Origin of the sequence: Paraferrimonas sp. SM1919 (genome assembly GCF_010993985.1) — a bacterium.
In the GTDB taxonomy this organism is placed as follows: domain Bacteria; phylum Pseudomonadota; class Gammaproteobacteria; order Enterobacterales; family Shewanellaceae; genus SM1919.
Window position 1 is genome coordinate 1 of the sequence record NZ_WINH01000022.1, and the last position, 13,675, is coordinate 13,675.

The window sequence follows — 13,675 nt, forward strand, 5'->3', positions numbered from 1 at the left end:
TAATAGAGGCTGAAATCTAATTAGTGTTGGAGAAGAAAGAGATCTTTTTATTGACAAGGGGAGTCATACCAACGCCCGCATAAAGGGCTGATAATAGTTTGTTAAAATATGAAGCGGAGCGAAACCGAGCAGACTCTTAGCTGCCCCGTTCTTAAGGCGCTTGTTAGGTCTTGATTTTAAAACCTTTTAGTAAATCCTTTGTATAGTTAACAGACTTTTTATAAGACTGGCACCAATAATCATGAATAGAAAAAGTAACAAGTTTATTCCCCATTCGAAAGTGCTGTGTATAAATTCGAAAGCTGTTCTTTTTGTCATATGCATCAAGAACAAAAGATTGGATATTTGAATCCAAATCTACTGTTTCTTGCATGTATTTAAAATCATTCTCTGGATCTGAATGTTTGGAGTTTTTAACTATTTCGATATCCCTTTGTGCCCAGCCACTGATAGGAGTATCAACATTGTATGTGGATACATAAATCGAAAATACCTCATCCGCTGAATCGACTCTAACCCCGCCTTCGATAGCTTCAGGCTTCCATGATTCTGGTAAAGTTAAAACCCAAGTATCAGTAGACAATTCTATATGTTTTGATTCTGGTTCCACGTCAGCTCCATTAACGTTTAAGATTTGAAAAAAGAGTAAAATTGAAATTATTTTTATAATCAATTGCATGAGAAATACTCTAGAGACCTAACAGCTTATTAAGCGGAAGCTCGATAATCTTCCGCTCAAAATTTAACTTACAAATAATATGTCACGTTAACTTGTTGAAATAAAGTGCAATTTATTCTCATTTTTAAGAAAAACTGAAAATCACGTTCGGCAAAAACGAGACCATGGATGTAGGGTTTCCCTACATCCCTTGGCTACTTTTAAGTTAATCAATAACTTAGTTAAATTTTGGAAGATTATCGAGCCTTCAAAGGGCTAATTTTGGCTCTGTTTGTCACCCAATAATAAGGGAAATAGTTATACCTGTATAAATACCGACCTGTTCCCAATATGCTTCTAACTCATCCCTCGAAGGGCGAAGCCCGCTCTCGTCACTCGTAACTCGGAAAGGGGCATTTCCGAGTTAGCCAGCCTAGCTAAGATATGGATAAAAGTGAGTTTCACTTCGGATAGTAACGCCACAATATGCAGCTAAAGATAATTCGTTATAATGTTGACGGAAGTGAGAAGCAACCAACCGTATTATGTCAATTTGAATACCTTGATTGCCTTCTTTTAATCGAAATCAGAATAACCACCTAATTCACCACAATGATTGCATTTAAATATGTATGCAACAGGAGAACCATTAGCGTCTAAAGCATTAAAGTAATCTTCCCAATCTTCTTCACTTATTTTATATGTATTAATAGTTTCTAACTTTAGCTGCTCAATTAAAGAAGGACCAAATTCATTTATTTCCTTCGCACCGGCTAATCCGATGAAAGAAGCCGCGTCGTTACAATGAGTCCACCACTTATGTTCTTGCCAACCGCTAAAGCCTGGTGTACGAAAAGCTATTTCTTCTTTGACCGCTGAGGAAACTTCTGACCATGACCCATAATCACCAACAGCATCATGATCTGTAAATTCAGCATCAAATTTTTTATGTGCTTCGCCATTGGCTATACACCATGGACAAATCGAATCTTCTAAGTCTTCCTCAGAATATGGAAGTCCTGTGTAAATAAAACCAGTACTCTTACCGCAACATTGACAAACGCAATCTGACTCTTCAACAGAACCTGTAACAAGTGGTTCTGGGTGATATTTAAATTTTGGAAGTTCCATATACTCTCGAGATAATTGACATTTTATTAAGCGGAAACCAAATCAACTCCCACATAAAATTTAACTAACAATTAATATGTCACTTTAACCTATTAAAATAAATCATAAATTTCTCTAAGGAACCAGAAAAACTGCACATCACTATCGGCAAAAACTGGCCTGCTATAGCTGCTACTACAACAGATTATTTTTATGATTATGAATATCTATATTGGCGCACGGATATTGCGTACTCTTAAAACATATATTCCTAACGATCCCAGCCAAGATATCACTGAAAATAGACCTGCAAACGCTGTGAGGCCATATAAAGTAAAAAAATTAAACAGCATAGGTTTAGAATTTTTTGAGTCGATAAGGACATCAACTTCATCTCCTTTAAAATAACTTTGTTCACTTGAAGATAGGCTGGATACAAATGTTTTTGTATTTACCCCATCATACAAATATTCAATCTCAGGAGCGTAAAAACCTCTAGAAGTTACTTGAGAATCAATAACAACCCCTTTGGTAAGGGTAGATAAAGATAACTTTTCCTGCGCTTGTAAAAATAGATATATAGCGAGAATGCCGCTGATACATGCAAATAATATTGCGATAAACAAGTGCACCTTTGGTCGTGGTGAGTATCCAAATAAAAAGTAAACATTAAATTTCATGAGCTTAACCCTCTTAACAATACAAGCCATACACTAGGCAAATAAAGCGCTGTGCACCCTTTCATTAATCTTATTTTAATTTTGTTTTTAAGAAGTTAGACATGTAGTAGAGCTTTTCACTACTTAACCCCCAACCGAAATTTATTCTCTTTTGGCCCTCTAAAGAGATGTGTTTGTGTTGCCCTAATTCATTCTCAGTAACTTTATCTATCTTTTTCCAATCAAATCTTCTATACCACCCGAGCGAGCCTATACCAATAAAAATCACGGCCTCGTCATTTTCATATGAAACAGCAGTGCGACCAAATAAGCTCATCATAGTGATAGTTATTAATACAATACTACCAACGATGAAAGGGAGTCCGAAAAGTGATTGTGCTAAGTCAAATTCACCATTGAATAATTGAGTTCCATAAATGCCTGACAACGAACCTCCAGCCCACACGAGGGTAAAAGGCACTAGAAAAAGCGCTTTTAAGCTACGGTTTGATGCTTCAATAGACCATTTATAGCCATCGTCTGAGACTTCAATACCTTCACCAGCTTGTGTCGTGCTAAAACTCCTGCTTGGTTTGGCTGCCAATAAGGAAGATAGGCTAGTAACTCGGTTACAGCTTTGGCAGTATGCTGTATCTTTGGCAACGTTAATATGTTCAGAATCTAAACCTCTTTTACAAATTGAACAATGTACTTCCATTTTTAGTAAACTTCCTTAGTCATTTAAAGCCTTTATAAATAGCCGCATTGCAGCGACAGAAGGCTTTATTGTTGTTCGCTGTAAACAGGCGTAAAACCACGCCATTCGATATTAATCAATAACTTAGCAAAAACTATATCCGAAAGTAAATGTCAATAATTGAAAATAACTTTCCTTCAAAGAACTGTAATCAATAGGTCAGAGTAAGCATAGCTATACCAAGTCTTTGCAGATGGCTTCTGGGGTTGGGGTTATTGTGATGGTGAAGCGTTTGTGGATTTGGTGGTTGCTGATGTAGCCGCAGCTGGCGTTGAGGGTGGTGCCGTTGCGAGTGTTGATTTGATAATGGCAGCTTCAACACTTTCCCCGCTGAGTCACCATTAGGGAAGCCCTTGCACTTTTCTTAGAGTATGCAAATCGGCTTCTTGTTGATTCCTGCCTCTGGCAGTACTTATTGGCATCCATGCCTAGCTTATTGGTGAACCACACCCCGCGCCACTAACCACTGCAATCAAGTTAAAGACAAATCGTGGGCACAGTACCTATCAGTTAAGCTGTTTGAATAAATTTAGAACGATTAACGCTCAAAATCCAAGTGCAGGATCAGGCTAAAGTCTTAATGATTATCTGGTCTGAGCATTCGATATCATCAAGTCTTTGCCGCTGCTTTTTTATATTGCAACCGCCAATTTACAACAATCGCGCCGAACAGTACCGTTTGCAATTACCCATATTATGGGTTAATCACCCATATCCACGACCACTTGTTGTGGCGATACTGCCTCAGATAGTGGTGCTAAGCCCTTAGCAGGAATCGACATTAGATCATCGTAGTACTTTTCAAGTAGTGCTTTGGCGATGGTCACCGTATCCCCTACCGGCTTGCTGCTAAATTGAGGTGGATTAGCGGCAAATTCAAACTCAAAATCGGCGATTTTGCTGGTAAGTGCATCACTTCTCATGTCGGCACGGCCCCACACGGTTGGTTGGCTATCCTGATACCACTGGCCTGTCTCAAAGGTTTCGTTTAAGCCATCAAAGAAGATTTGCCAACGCTTTTTATAAAAACCATCAACCAGACCTGCCCACTCACGCCATGCGTAATCATAAAGAACCGTGTAAGGTTGTTCGCCCTTGATGGTATCGGCGCCCCAAACGGTAATCAGTGCAGCAGCTTGACTGCGCATATAAGCACGCTCTTCATCCGAAGTGCCCCACGCCTGGGCATCCGCGAGCCATTTTCCAAGTAAGATCTTCTCTTCGGTGGCCAGTAGCGAGTCAATATCCTCCAAAAGGTTAATAAACTTCTTCTGGGCAAGGTTAAAGCGAGCTTTATCACGGGCAAGGTAAGCTAAGCTCACATTGCGCTGATACACCGCCGCAAGGTTGGCTAAGTTTTGGCGACCTAAGTCGACCACATCAAAACGGTATCCCGCCACATCGGACAGCGCCTCACCCTCTTCTAATAACAGTGCCCACGCTTTAGTGATAAGTGTACTGTCGTAATAGAAATCGAGATTTCGGTTAGGGCCTGACTTCACCGCATTAATCGCTGGACGCGCGGCTACCATCGAACTGTAGCCATAGCCACCTTTACTGTAGGGGCCTTCAATCAGGTATTGCCACGCCTTGGTGAGTGATTCACTGTTTTTGCGATAGCGCTGGCTAATGTAGCCTGCTATCCAACTGTCCAGATCCACTTCTACCGCTTGCCAGTTCATGGCTAATGCTAGGTGGTGGTTGACTGGGTTAGCCCCCATGCCCTCCATCCACATGCCCGTGCCAACGACGTTGTCGGATACTTTTTTCGCCTGTAAAAAAGTGTTGCTTGCTAGGTGCTCTAGGTCACCATGCATATGGGTACGACCACCGAAATTGTTGAGCTGGCCAACGGTAAAGGCGATGCCTAAATCTTTGGCGCCAGGAATGTTATGACGCTTGCTGCCATTTTGCCAACGGCTGCCGTTTAGGTTCATGATCATCATCTTGTCGTTGTCGACGCCATCAAGCAGCGCACGACGTAATGACCAATCCTGCATGACCCAAATGGCGTCTTCCTGAACCGAGGTTAATAAGTTGGCAATGCTTTGACCTACTTTCAAAAGGTATTCGTCACCTTCAACCGGTGGCTTACCCTCATGGAACGGGTCGGTCATGAAATAACGGCTGGCACCAATACGTTTAATTTGATTTTCAAGGTAGATTTTACCCACTTTAGCAAACAGTGGATCCGTCGGGTCGAGCTGCGCTGCGCCATCAAATGTGTTACGTGCCCAGCCTTTTTTAAGGTCGATGCGAGCCTCGGGGAATGCCTCTTTAAATACCCGCGGCACATGACCAGAGAAGCCATTGACGATGGGGGTCATGCCTAGGGCTAGTTGACGATCCATGATCTGCTTAGCCAGTTTCTCATGGCTATCAATCCAGCTTTTTGGTAGTGGACCGCCAGTACCTTCAAGGTTGCTCATCCACTGCCAGTTTAAGTAAACCGGCGAAGATAAAAATTCACGCGCCTGCAGATCAGATAGGCCTAAGTCGATCATGGTGTGGTACCACACCGCCTCTACACCCACGATCGAAAGCGGCATGTTCACGCCATTCATGGCCAGAAAATCGATGGTGCGTTGCCATTCGGCCCAATCCCACCAGCTGGCGGTATAGTTAAAGGTACAGTAATTAAAAAAGTGTCGATATTGACGCTGGTTCACATTGCGAATCACCCCTTCAAAGCTGGGTAACTCCTTCGGTAGGTTCATCTGTTCACCCCATAGGGAGTAGTGAACCCCTACCACTTCGGCTAAGTAGTGGTTATAAGCGCTGGCTAAGCTAACGCCATTGTTACCACGCAGAATAATCTGTCCTGTTTTCCACTCTAATTCATAGACATCTTTTTTTCCCTCAGCCGAGATCTCTTCAAGGATAAATTGCCCAGCAATGGACGGGGTTACCCTGTTGATGAGCGCTGCAGCAGCTAAAGTTGCGTCAGTATGGTTAGCTTGGCTAAGTGGTTTGCTGCAGCCAAATAGCGCTACAGACAGGGCAAGCACTGTTATGAGTTTATTAGTTATTGAAATCATTTTTATTGAAACCATATTAGCCATTACTAATCAATAACTTATCAACTGTTTAAGTTAATAGTAAAGAGCCTCTACTACTGAATTAAATACTTTCACTACAAATAATATGTGAACCTTTTTTTACTTTAATAAGCATACGTTTGTTAATTTGGTTATTGCTGATGTTGCCGCAGCTGGCGGTGAGGGTGGTGCCGTTACTAAGGGTGATGTGGTAGCGGTAACTGCCGTCGGGTTGTGCTAGTTGGTAGTGGATGGTGTTGCTTGCGCCAGTGGGTATCGCACCAAAGTCTAAGGTGCTGTTTGCTAGCAGTACCTTGGCGGATGCAATACTCTGCCCTGAATCATTATGAATCGTCACACTCGGCATGATGAAAAAAGCCAAGTGATACAAACCAAGAAGCAATAGTGATACCACCACTAATATTTTTAATGCTGATTGCATCAGATTAAACCGCATCAACAGCTCGCCCTAACCATGATTACTTACACATAAGTTGTGCCAGTTTGTGATTGTTTACAAATAGTAAAACGCCCGTTACTAACATAAAGTCGCTTGTCATAATTGCGCTAGGATCTACCTCATACCTTTGGTTGAAAAGGATTAAAGCCGGAATCAACGACCAAATATTATTTATAATAAAATCAGAATGAGGGAATGCATCTTATCAAACACATTTTTTCCCAATAATCTCTTTGGCTTAATGAGTCATGAATGCATTGTTAGCAGATAAGTGATAACTTAATTGTTAGCCTCCTAAAAAGTGAGCCTTGGGAGTGCTTTTGGTTTTGTATTTCATCATTTTCAATCCACTTAATAAGAAAGCAAAATAATGACTAAAAGAATCTGCCTTGCCTGTGATCTTAAAGATGACCCAAAACTTATTGACAGCTATATCCGTTGGCATCAAACAGAAAATGTGTTCCCTGAGGTCACCCAATCGATTCGAGATGCAGGTATTGAAGATATGCAAATATTTCTAACTGGCAACCGCCTGTTTATGATCATAGAGGTTAACGCGCACTTTAATGCTCACCAAAAAGCGATTTCTGATGCAAACAACCCCAAAGTTCAAGAATGGGAAAACTTAATGTCTACTTTTCAGCAATATCTTCCTTGGGCGAAAGCAGGAGAAAAATGGGTTGAAATGAAAAACATATTTCACCTTACCTAAGCCATTTCTCACGACCAAACCAAGCAAGATTTAAAAACTAAGTTAAGGATATATCGACACAATTTATGGTTATGTCCGCTTGCAAATAGCAGCAAAGAGTGATGCGCTCTCATCGCTGCGGCAACAGATATATCTGACCGCATATGGCAATGACCGCGACTAGACATAATTTCCCCTGTTGATTTAAGCTACCCCTTAAACCAACAGGCAAGATATTGAAACTAAAGCCCTTTCATTGAGAACTTATCAATTTGAGCACAATGGCGGTGGCGCTCACAAGGGGCTAAGTCGATGTCTATTTGTACTCCGTAGTCCCTAAATAATAACGATACTGGCGCATCTTTAGAGCCACCATAATCGTGAAATTGTTGTGGGTGCATGAGTCCACATTGACGACCATCTTCAAAGCAAGCTAATAGATGGTTGTAATACACCAGATAACATTTTACGTCCTTATGGGAGCCTTCTTGCAGAGGGAAAAAGGCATCCATTAGGGTTAGGCCTTCTTCGACTTTGACACTTTCATTCTGATTCATAAAAGCGCTGTCACCAACCAAGCGCACGCAAGATTGTGCAGCACCAAGCTGCCACTGGAAAAGATTTGCTGTACCAACCTTTGTGTTTGTTTGCATGTGTTGCATAAGCCACCTCTATCGCTATCTTGTCGTAAGTTGTCGCTAAAATGAGTAAAACCGAGTCTAGTTGGTTTTAAATTTTAACTTGATATTAATACTACAATTCATTAACTTAAAATTTCACAATAAAAATTTTACACTGTAAATTTTACAATTATGAAAGCAAAAGCCAGTTTAATGAGACAGTCCCACTTCTTGGGAACCAAGATAAGAAACCTTCGAAAAAGCAATAAGTTAACCATGGAAGACTTATCGGCTAGATGCATTCGGATTGATCCTGAGTACGCCCCAAGTGTGTCTTACCTGTCTATGATTGAACGTGGCAAGCGGGTACCGAGCCGAGAAATGCTGTCGGTGGTGGCCAATGTGTTTCAAAAGCCTGTGAACTACTTTTTAGATGACGCAGCCTCCGGGGATAACATCTCAGTTAACAAAGGCAGCCATGGTGGCATTAAAGGCATTCCGTTAGAGCCTAGCTTCTTATTCTCAAATGATATTTTACAGATTGCCATCCCAGAATTATTGTCACAAACGGGCATCGAGGGCAGTCAATTTGCCCACCTGCTTATTCGCGCCCACCAAGAACATCATCAAAACCACTTCCCCGATCTTGAGCGGGCGGCCGAGGAAGTAGGCTTAAAACGGTTACCTTTGAGCTTTACTGATTTAGTAGATATATGCAGTAACTTAGGCATACGTTACCAATGGTTTGATAACGCCCCTGCTGAAGTCATTAAACTTGGTCGTACTGGCAGTTCTGAAATGGTCACTTCATTTATGCTCAGCGGTGATCAGCTATACATTAACAAACGTCTGCAGCAGTACCCACGACGCTTGAAGTATGATTTAGCAGTACATATTGGCCATAAAATTTTACACCAATCAGAAGCGCTAGACACTGTGCTAGTGGCTGGTCGTAGCCATAATTCCAACCTCAACGATGCCATTAGTGGCGACCATCAGGGCATCAATGCTCAAGATATTCTGCGGGCTTGGCGGAACTTTGAGGCCAGTTTTTTTGCGGGCGCACTGCTTTGCCCTAAAGTCCCCTTTAGGCAGCTGCTTGATCGCAACGGTTACGAGATTAATACCCATAAGGTGGCTGATGTATCGACCTCAGTGGCCATGCGCCGTATGACAGCAGTCTCACCCTATCGCCATTGGCATTATTTTGATGCCTATTCTCCGGGTAAGTTAAAGGCCGTATATCGCGGTAATGGTATTCCCTTGCCCTGGGGTAATATGCGTCAGATCAACGATCCCTGCCATCACTGGGCAGTATTTAGAATGATCTCGAGCCCTAGCCAAGGCTCCAGTTCGCAGTTATCGTTGTTAGAAGGCCCAGATGGACCCCGTATTTACTCCTGTGAATCAATAAACGTTAATGATTTACAGGGCTCTGGTCATGTGTTGTGTGCTGGTATTGATCTTAATCCTGCCATTGAAGCTCAGGGGATTGATGCCCTTGAACTGGCGCAGGATCTTAAAAGCATGTGCATTGCCAACGGTGGCCAATCATTGTTGGCACCAAGCGTGAAAAGGCAACTATTGAGTGTGTCGCGAATTTTGAATATTAACTGGGTGGAGCGCAGCCTAGACACCGAAGCTAAGCTGATCTGCTCGCGGGGAAGCGGCTGCCCAAGGCAGCCAAGCTGTTACGATTAACAGGTCAATGATGGAATTACATGCCCTCTAATACCGGCTTAATCCAATAGTGATAAATCGGCAGATTAATCGCCAGCCAAATGGCCAATGCAATTAGGGCATTGGCTTTATAGCCAAGGTAAGCCGGCTTATCGGCGATGGCCTTGGTACCGGTCACCATAGCCGATGTTAGTTTCTCGCCTTTGAGTCTGTGGGCAATAATGGCAACAATATGCAGCGCCGCCAACACCATGATCACATCAAACAAGTTATGGTGCAGCCATCCCATGGTTGAGGCCAACTCATCCGAGGCATAGGCATATAACGGCCCTTCTACGAATACATCATCACTGGCGAACAAACCGCTAAACACTTGCAGACTAAATACCATAAAGAAGGCAATTACCATTAAGCTGCCGATTGGATTATGGCCTAGGTATTCTTTATTGCCCCTAGCTGCGATAAACGCCTTAAGCTCTTTTATTGAAGCCGTTAAGTAACTAAAGCGAGCACTGTTACTGCCAATCACGCCCCAACAAAGGCGGGTTAACAACAAACCTAAGTAGCTAAAGCCTAATAATTGGTGGATATCCATTTCAGAATTTTCACCAGACCACCACAACCCCACCAGCAACAATAAATTTAACCAGTGAAATAAACGGGTAGGCAGATCCCAAGCGTGAGTCATTGTATTGTCCTTTTGTTTTAATGGGATGTAAGTGGGGATTAGAGAAGTGAACTCAAGCTTTCGACATTCGACATTCGACATTCGACATTCGACATTCGACATTTTAACAGTATAAATTTCATACTCAAAGGCAGACTTCATCCTGAGTTATCTTACCCAATATGCGCCTATTTTTAGGCTATTACAATAGCTAAATCGTGCTTTTTTCCAGCACTAATACCGTTTGTTCAAGCTTTAAGCAAACGCACTTTTTAGGGTCATTTTTTGCTTTTCAAAAGGTTCAAAATAGGAGTAATGTGAAGTTGTAGACGCAAACAAAGAGGTGCATATCTATGACGATTACAAGCAAACAAATCACCATCAGCGACGCTATGAAATCTCGCATTAATAGCTGTATCAAGAAGCTGAAAAAGCTAGATAATACAATGATTAGCAATCATGTCTACATCAGCCAAGAGCCAAATAACTTTATTATTGAAGCTAAATTTGTGTTCGCCAGTGGGGAACTATTTGCCAAAGCCAAAGCGGAAGATTTTTACAAAGCCATGGCCAAATTAGCCAATAAGCTAGAAAGGCAGAAACTCACCAAAATGAGCAAGAAAATTCGTAAAGGCGGTCAGCGTCAACGCTACTACCAAGATGAAGAAGCTGAATTGGAAGCTGAGGCGGCATAAACTTTAATAAGGAACAAAAAAAGCAGCGATTTATCGCTGCTTTTTTGTTCCTTCTGATTTTATTATTAGTATTGCATGGTGCTATCAGCTACTTGCGGACCAACCTGTTGTAGCCAACGTTGATTCAACTCCTCAATCGTTAAGCCCTGACGAGATAAAAAGTCTTTGTAAGCTTGCCAATGAGCATCCATCACCAAATGACTTGTTGCTCCTTGACGCATTGCTTGCTGCCCTTTTTGACCAGGCATTTGCACCTCATCAAATCCGGCTCGAGGTGTAGACTGAGTTAACGCTCGAACAAAAGCATCGGATTTTCGTTGCACTTCCTCAAGGGGTCCAAAATGACTCGGATCAATCACTAAAATGTATGAGCCCCCCACCGGAGAAGGAGCACCTGGCTTTAAGTAATCCGTAGGCAATGGCGGTAATTCGGAAGTGATCACTCCTTTAGGATTGATAATTGCACACAGTAATTCATTCCAAATATTCAAGGCATATAAGCGTGGATTGGTAAACGTCCAAGGGGCTCGACAATCCGCGACTCGGCCATAGCCAGGGATCAAGGCGCCCCATTTTCTGGCATCAGCGGTTAACTCACCAGTTTCAGGATCGACCAGCAAGGGGGCATGCAAGTCCCTATCTTCAATAATGGCATCAGAAATATCGGCATCATAACCTTCGCATAGCTTCAGCGAAGTCACGATAGGTACTTCTTCGCCACCGACTAAAGCGGCATCGAATGGGGGGGTGGACAAAGCAAAATCTTTACCACCGTAGGGTGCAGAAAGCGGCAAGGAATTGTTCGATGATTGGGCATACATGCCCGCATCGATGGCCTTTTTGGTATAGGCAGTAAATGAACCTCCATCATAGTGATCATGACCAAACACGATAGCCATGCCGTACTGCTTAGCTTTACTGATTGCCGTTTCTGCCATCAAGCCACAAACATAGTGACCACTGGCTTTATTACCTTTGTAAACCGCCCAAGTTGGACCTTCTGATTCAATTTCAGGTTCTGCTTTTGGATCTAACGCACCTGCTTCAAAGGGTATCGTCAGCGCTTCTATAACCCCTAAGCCTTGATAAAGTTTTCCCTGCAGCCCAGCTAATAATAAATTATCAGCAATCGCCTGAGCTTGTGCTTCACTGCCGCCAATATGTAACCAGCCCTGTTTTACCACAAAGTGGAAGTAGTCATTATCAAATTCAATGGTCTTCTTAGCTGCCATTTTAGTATCCTCTGGTTGTATAAAAATCACAGCTACTCTAGTGCCTATGCACAAGCTTTAACAAGAACTAAGCAATTGAAAGATAATGAATTGTTTTCATGGATGGTGACATCAACAGTGATGCTGATGATGGCTCTTAGGCTACTGAGAAGTGACTACTAACTGTCCCAGTTCATTTGTCATTGCAAAAGCACTGCCCTTAGTACCAAAAGCATTCGATAAGGTAACAGCGACCGTCTTTTTATCTAACCAAATTTGAAAATAAGCGCTTACCCCAGGCTGTGCACCTGAATGGCTAATAATGGTGCCATTAGCTGTATCAGAATTCACTGACCAACCTAGTGCATAAGGATCATCACCGACCAATGTTGCTAAAGAGCCTTTAGCATCAATCATTAACTCAAGGGTTTGGCGACTAATTAATTGATTATCGATTATGGCTTGGCCAAATTTCAATAAATCTGCAGCAGTGGATTGCACCCCGCCAGCGGGATAAATCACACTTAAGTCGGTGTAAGGACTGCGCACATACAAAGGCCCTGCCTTAATATATAGGCTAGATTTATTGACAAGGGTATGACCTGTTTCAAGGGAGGTGTGCGTCATACCTGCCGGTTGCCAAATATAGTGCGCCATGTAATCGCCATAGGACAGGCCTGATACCTGCTCGATAACCTTGCCTAAAATGGTATAAGCAAATGATGAATACTGATATTGTTGTCCAGGTGGCGTTGCCAACGGTCTTTGGTATATTTCTGCAAGAGCTTCATTAAGGGAGTTATAATGGCTAAATGACATGGCATCCCACTTAGACGAATAATGGGGCACGCCTGAAGTATGATTCAATAACTGTTTAATCGTGATGGCTTGGTGACTCTTAGGCAGCACCGTTAAATAATCTGCCAACGGGCTATCCAGTTCAATGAGCCCTTGCTCATACAACTGCATTATAGCCACGGCCGTCATCGGCTTAGTAATAGAAGCTATCCGAGTAATGGTATCAACTTCAAAGGGTAACACTGACAACTTATCGCGAAAGCCTGCGGCTACTAATACAGTACCACAGCCCTGTTGGTATATTCCCGAAGTCACTCCGATAAAATGTTCAGCGCTTAAATAATCCCGTATTATCGCTGTGGTACTATTGACCAGCTCAAAGCCACAATTAGAGTGTTGTACATCAATGGTTTTATCTAAAGCTGATGACTGTAACGGGTTCAACGGCTGCAATAACCAAACCACTAGCCCTACCACAGTTAATAACGCGATAATTTTTTTCACAATGCATCCTTGTTAAGCAAGACCGTTAGAAGGCCAACGGTTACGTTCAATCATCCATCAATACTGCACTTGAAAGTATCCCCTAAATGTTTAAAAGTGTAACCCAATATAATACCTCTGCCAGTTC

At 42.4% G+C, this 13,675-nt stretch carries 13 protein-coding genes; 3 read left to right on the forward strand and 10 right to left on the reverse strand.

What is annotated here, in order from left to right:
• Positions 1-163: 163 nt before the first annotated feature.
• The 6 genes from GFB48_RS13310 to GFB48_RS13335 all read right to left on the reverse strand — a co-directional run bounded on the left by GFB48_RS13310 (position 164) and on the right by GFB48_RS13335 (position 6,682).
• Positions 164-610 (reverse strand): hypothetical protein, encoded by a 447-nt coding sequence (locus GFB48_RS13310; protein WP_163936627.1) that lies wholly within the window; start codon positions 608-610, stop codon positions 164-166.
• Between the two features lie 624 nt (positions 611-1,234).
• The gene (locus GFB48_RS13315; RefSeq protein WP_163936630.1) at positions 1,235-1,789 is read right to left on the reverse strand and encodes a CbrC family protein; all 555 of its coding nucleotides are present in this window, start codon (positions 1,787-1,789) and stop codon (positions 1,235-1,237) included.
• Positions 1,790-1,995: 206 nt separating this feature from the next.
• The gene (locus GFB48_RS13320; RefSeq protein WP_163936633.1) at positions 1,996-2,448 is read right to left on the reverse strand and encodes a hypothetical protein; all 453 of its coding nucleotides are present in this window, start codon (positions 2,446-2,448) and stop codon (positions 1,996-1,998) included.
• Between the two features lie 70 nt (positions 2,449-2,518).
• Complete coding sequence (locus tag GFB48_RS13325; RefSeq protein WP_163936636.1) at positions 2,519-3,145, reverse strand: hypothetical protein; 627 nt, start codon at positions 3,143-3,145, stop codon at positions 2,519-2,521.
• A gap of 740 nt (positions 3,146-3,885) precedes the next feature.
• Positions 3,886-6,222, reverse strand: coding sequence for an alpha-N-acetylglucosaminidase (locus tag GFB48_RS13330; RefSeq protein ID WP_163936639.1), 2,337 nt, complete (start codon positions 6,220-6,222; stop codon positions 3,886-3,888).
• Positions 6,223-6,304: 82 nt separating this feature from the next.
• On the reverse strand, positions 6,305-6,682 hold the full coding sequence (locus GFB48_RS13335; RefSeq protein WP_163936641.1) for a hypothetical protein: 378 nt from the start codon (positions 6,680-6,682) through the stop codon (positions 6,305-6,307).
• A gap of 370 nt (positions 6,683-7,052) precedes the next feature.
• Between GFB48_RS13335 and GFB48_RS13340 the strand changes: the two genes are divergently transcribed.
• Positions 7,053-7,394 (forward strand): L-rhamnose mutarotase, encoded by a 342-nt coding sequence (locus tag GFB48_RS13340; RefSeq protein WP_163936644.1) that lies wholly within the window; start codon positions 7,053-7,055, stop codon positions 7,392-7,394.
• 221 nt (positions 7,395-7,615) lie between these two features.
• Here GFB48_RS13340 and GFB48_RS13345 read toward each other — a convergent pair whose 3' ends face one another.
• Positions 7,616-8,026, reverse strand: coding sequence for a hypothetical protein (locus tag GFB48_RS13345; RefSeq protein WP_163936647.1), 411 nt, complete (start codon positions 8,024-8,026; stop codon positions 7,616-7,618).
• A gap of 159 nt (positions 8,027-8,185) precedes the next feature.
• On the opposite strand from GFB48_RS13345, the gene GFB48_RS13350 reads away from it, so the two are divergent.
• A complete protein-coding gene (locus tag GFB48_RS13350; protein ID WP_163936650.1) occupies positions 8,186-9,694 on the forward strand; it encodes a DUF3612 domain-containing protein in 1,509 nt (502 codons plus the stop codon).
• A 16-nt stretch (positions 9,695-9,710) separates the two neighbouring features.
• Here the strand turns inward: GFB48_RS13350 and GFB48_RS13355 are convergent, their stop codons facing one another.
• Positions 9,711-10,361, reverse strand: a complete 651-nt coding sequence (locus GFB48_RS13355) for a cytochrome b/b6 domain-containing protein (RefSeq protein ID WP_163936653.1) — start codon at positions 10,359-10,361, stop codon at positions 9,711-9,713.
• Between the two features lie 332 nt (positions 10,362-10,693).
• Between GFB48_RS13355 and raiA the strand changes: the two genes are divergently transcribed.
• Positions 10,694-11,035 (forward strand): ribosome-associated translation inhibitor RaiA, encoded by a 342-nt coding sequence (gene raiA, locus GFB48_RS13360; protein ID WP_163936684.1) that lies wholly within the window; start codon positions 10,694-10,696, stop codon positions 11,033-11,035.
• 65 nt (positions 11,036-11,100) lie between these two features.
• On the opposite strand, the gene GFB48_RS13365 is transcribed toward raiA, so the two are convergent.
• A complete protein-coding gene (locus GFB48_RS13365; RefSeq protein ID WP_163936688.1) occupies positions 11,101-12,267 on the reverse strand; it encodes an Ldh family oxidoreductase in 1,167 nt (388 codons plus the stop codon).
• A 141-nt stretch (positions 12,268-12,408) separates the two neighbouring features.
• Positions 12,409-13,548: a serine hydrolase gene (locus GFB48_RS13370; protein ID WP_163936691.1), complete on the reverse strand. Its 1,140-nt coding sequence runs from the start codon at positions 13,546-13,548 to the stop codon at positions 12,409-12,411.
• Between the last annotated feature and the right edge of the window lie 127 nt (positions 13,549-13,675).

What these genes read in the sequence shown, in the direction of transcription:
- GFB48_RS13355 (WP_163936653.1), bottom strand. Translation starts at nt 10,361, where the DNA reads ATGACTCACGCTTGGGATCTGCCTACCCGTTTATTTCACTGGTTAAAT.
- GFB48_RS13330 (WP_163936639.1), bottom strand. Translation starts at nt 6,222, where the DNA reads ATGATTTCAATAACTAATAAACTCATAACAGTGCTTGCCCTGTCTGTA.
- GFB48_RS13340 (WP_163936644.1), top strand. Translation starts at nt 7,053, where the DNA reads ATGACTAAAAGAATCTGCCTTGCCTGTGATCTTAAAGATGACCCAAAA.
- GFB48_RS13365 (WP_163936688.1), bottom strand. Translation starts at nt 12,267, where the DNA reads ATGGCAGCTAAGAAGACCATTGAATTTGATAATGACTACTTCCACTTT.
- GFB48_RS13315 (WP_163936630.1), bottom strand. Translation starts at nt 1,789, where the DNA reads ATGGAACTTCCAAAATTTAAATATCACCCAGAACCACTTGTTACAGGT.
- raiA (WP_163936684.1), top strand. Translation starts at nt 10,694, where the DNA reads ATGACGATTACAAGCAAACAAATCACCATCAGCGACGCTATGAAATCT.
- GFB48_RS13345 (WP_163936647.1), bottom strand. Translation starts at nt 8,026, where the DNA reads ATGCAAACAAACACAAAGGTTGGTACAGCAAATCTTTTCCAGTGGCAG.
- GFB48_RS13325 (WP_163936636.1), bottom strand. Translation starts at nt 3,145, where the DNA reads ATGGAAGTACATTGTTCAATTTGTAAAAGAGGTTTAGATTCTGAACAT.
- GFB48_RS13350 (WP_163936650.1), top strand. Translation starts at nt 8,186, where the DNA reads ATGAAAGCAAAAGCCAGTTTAATGAGACAGTCCCACTTCTTGGGAACC.
- GFB48_RS13320 (WP_163936633.1), bottom strand. Translation starts at nt 2,448, where the DNA reads ATGAAATTTAATGTTTACTTTTTATTTGGATACTCACCACGACCAAAG.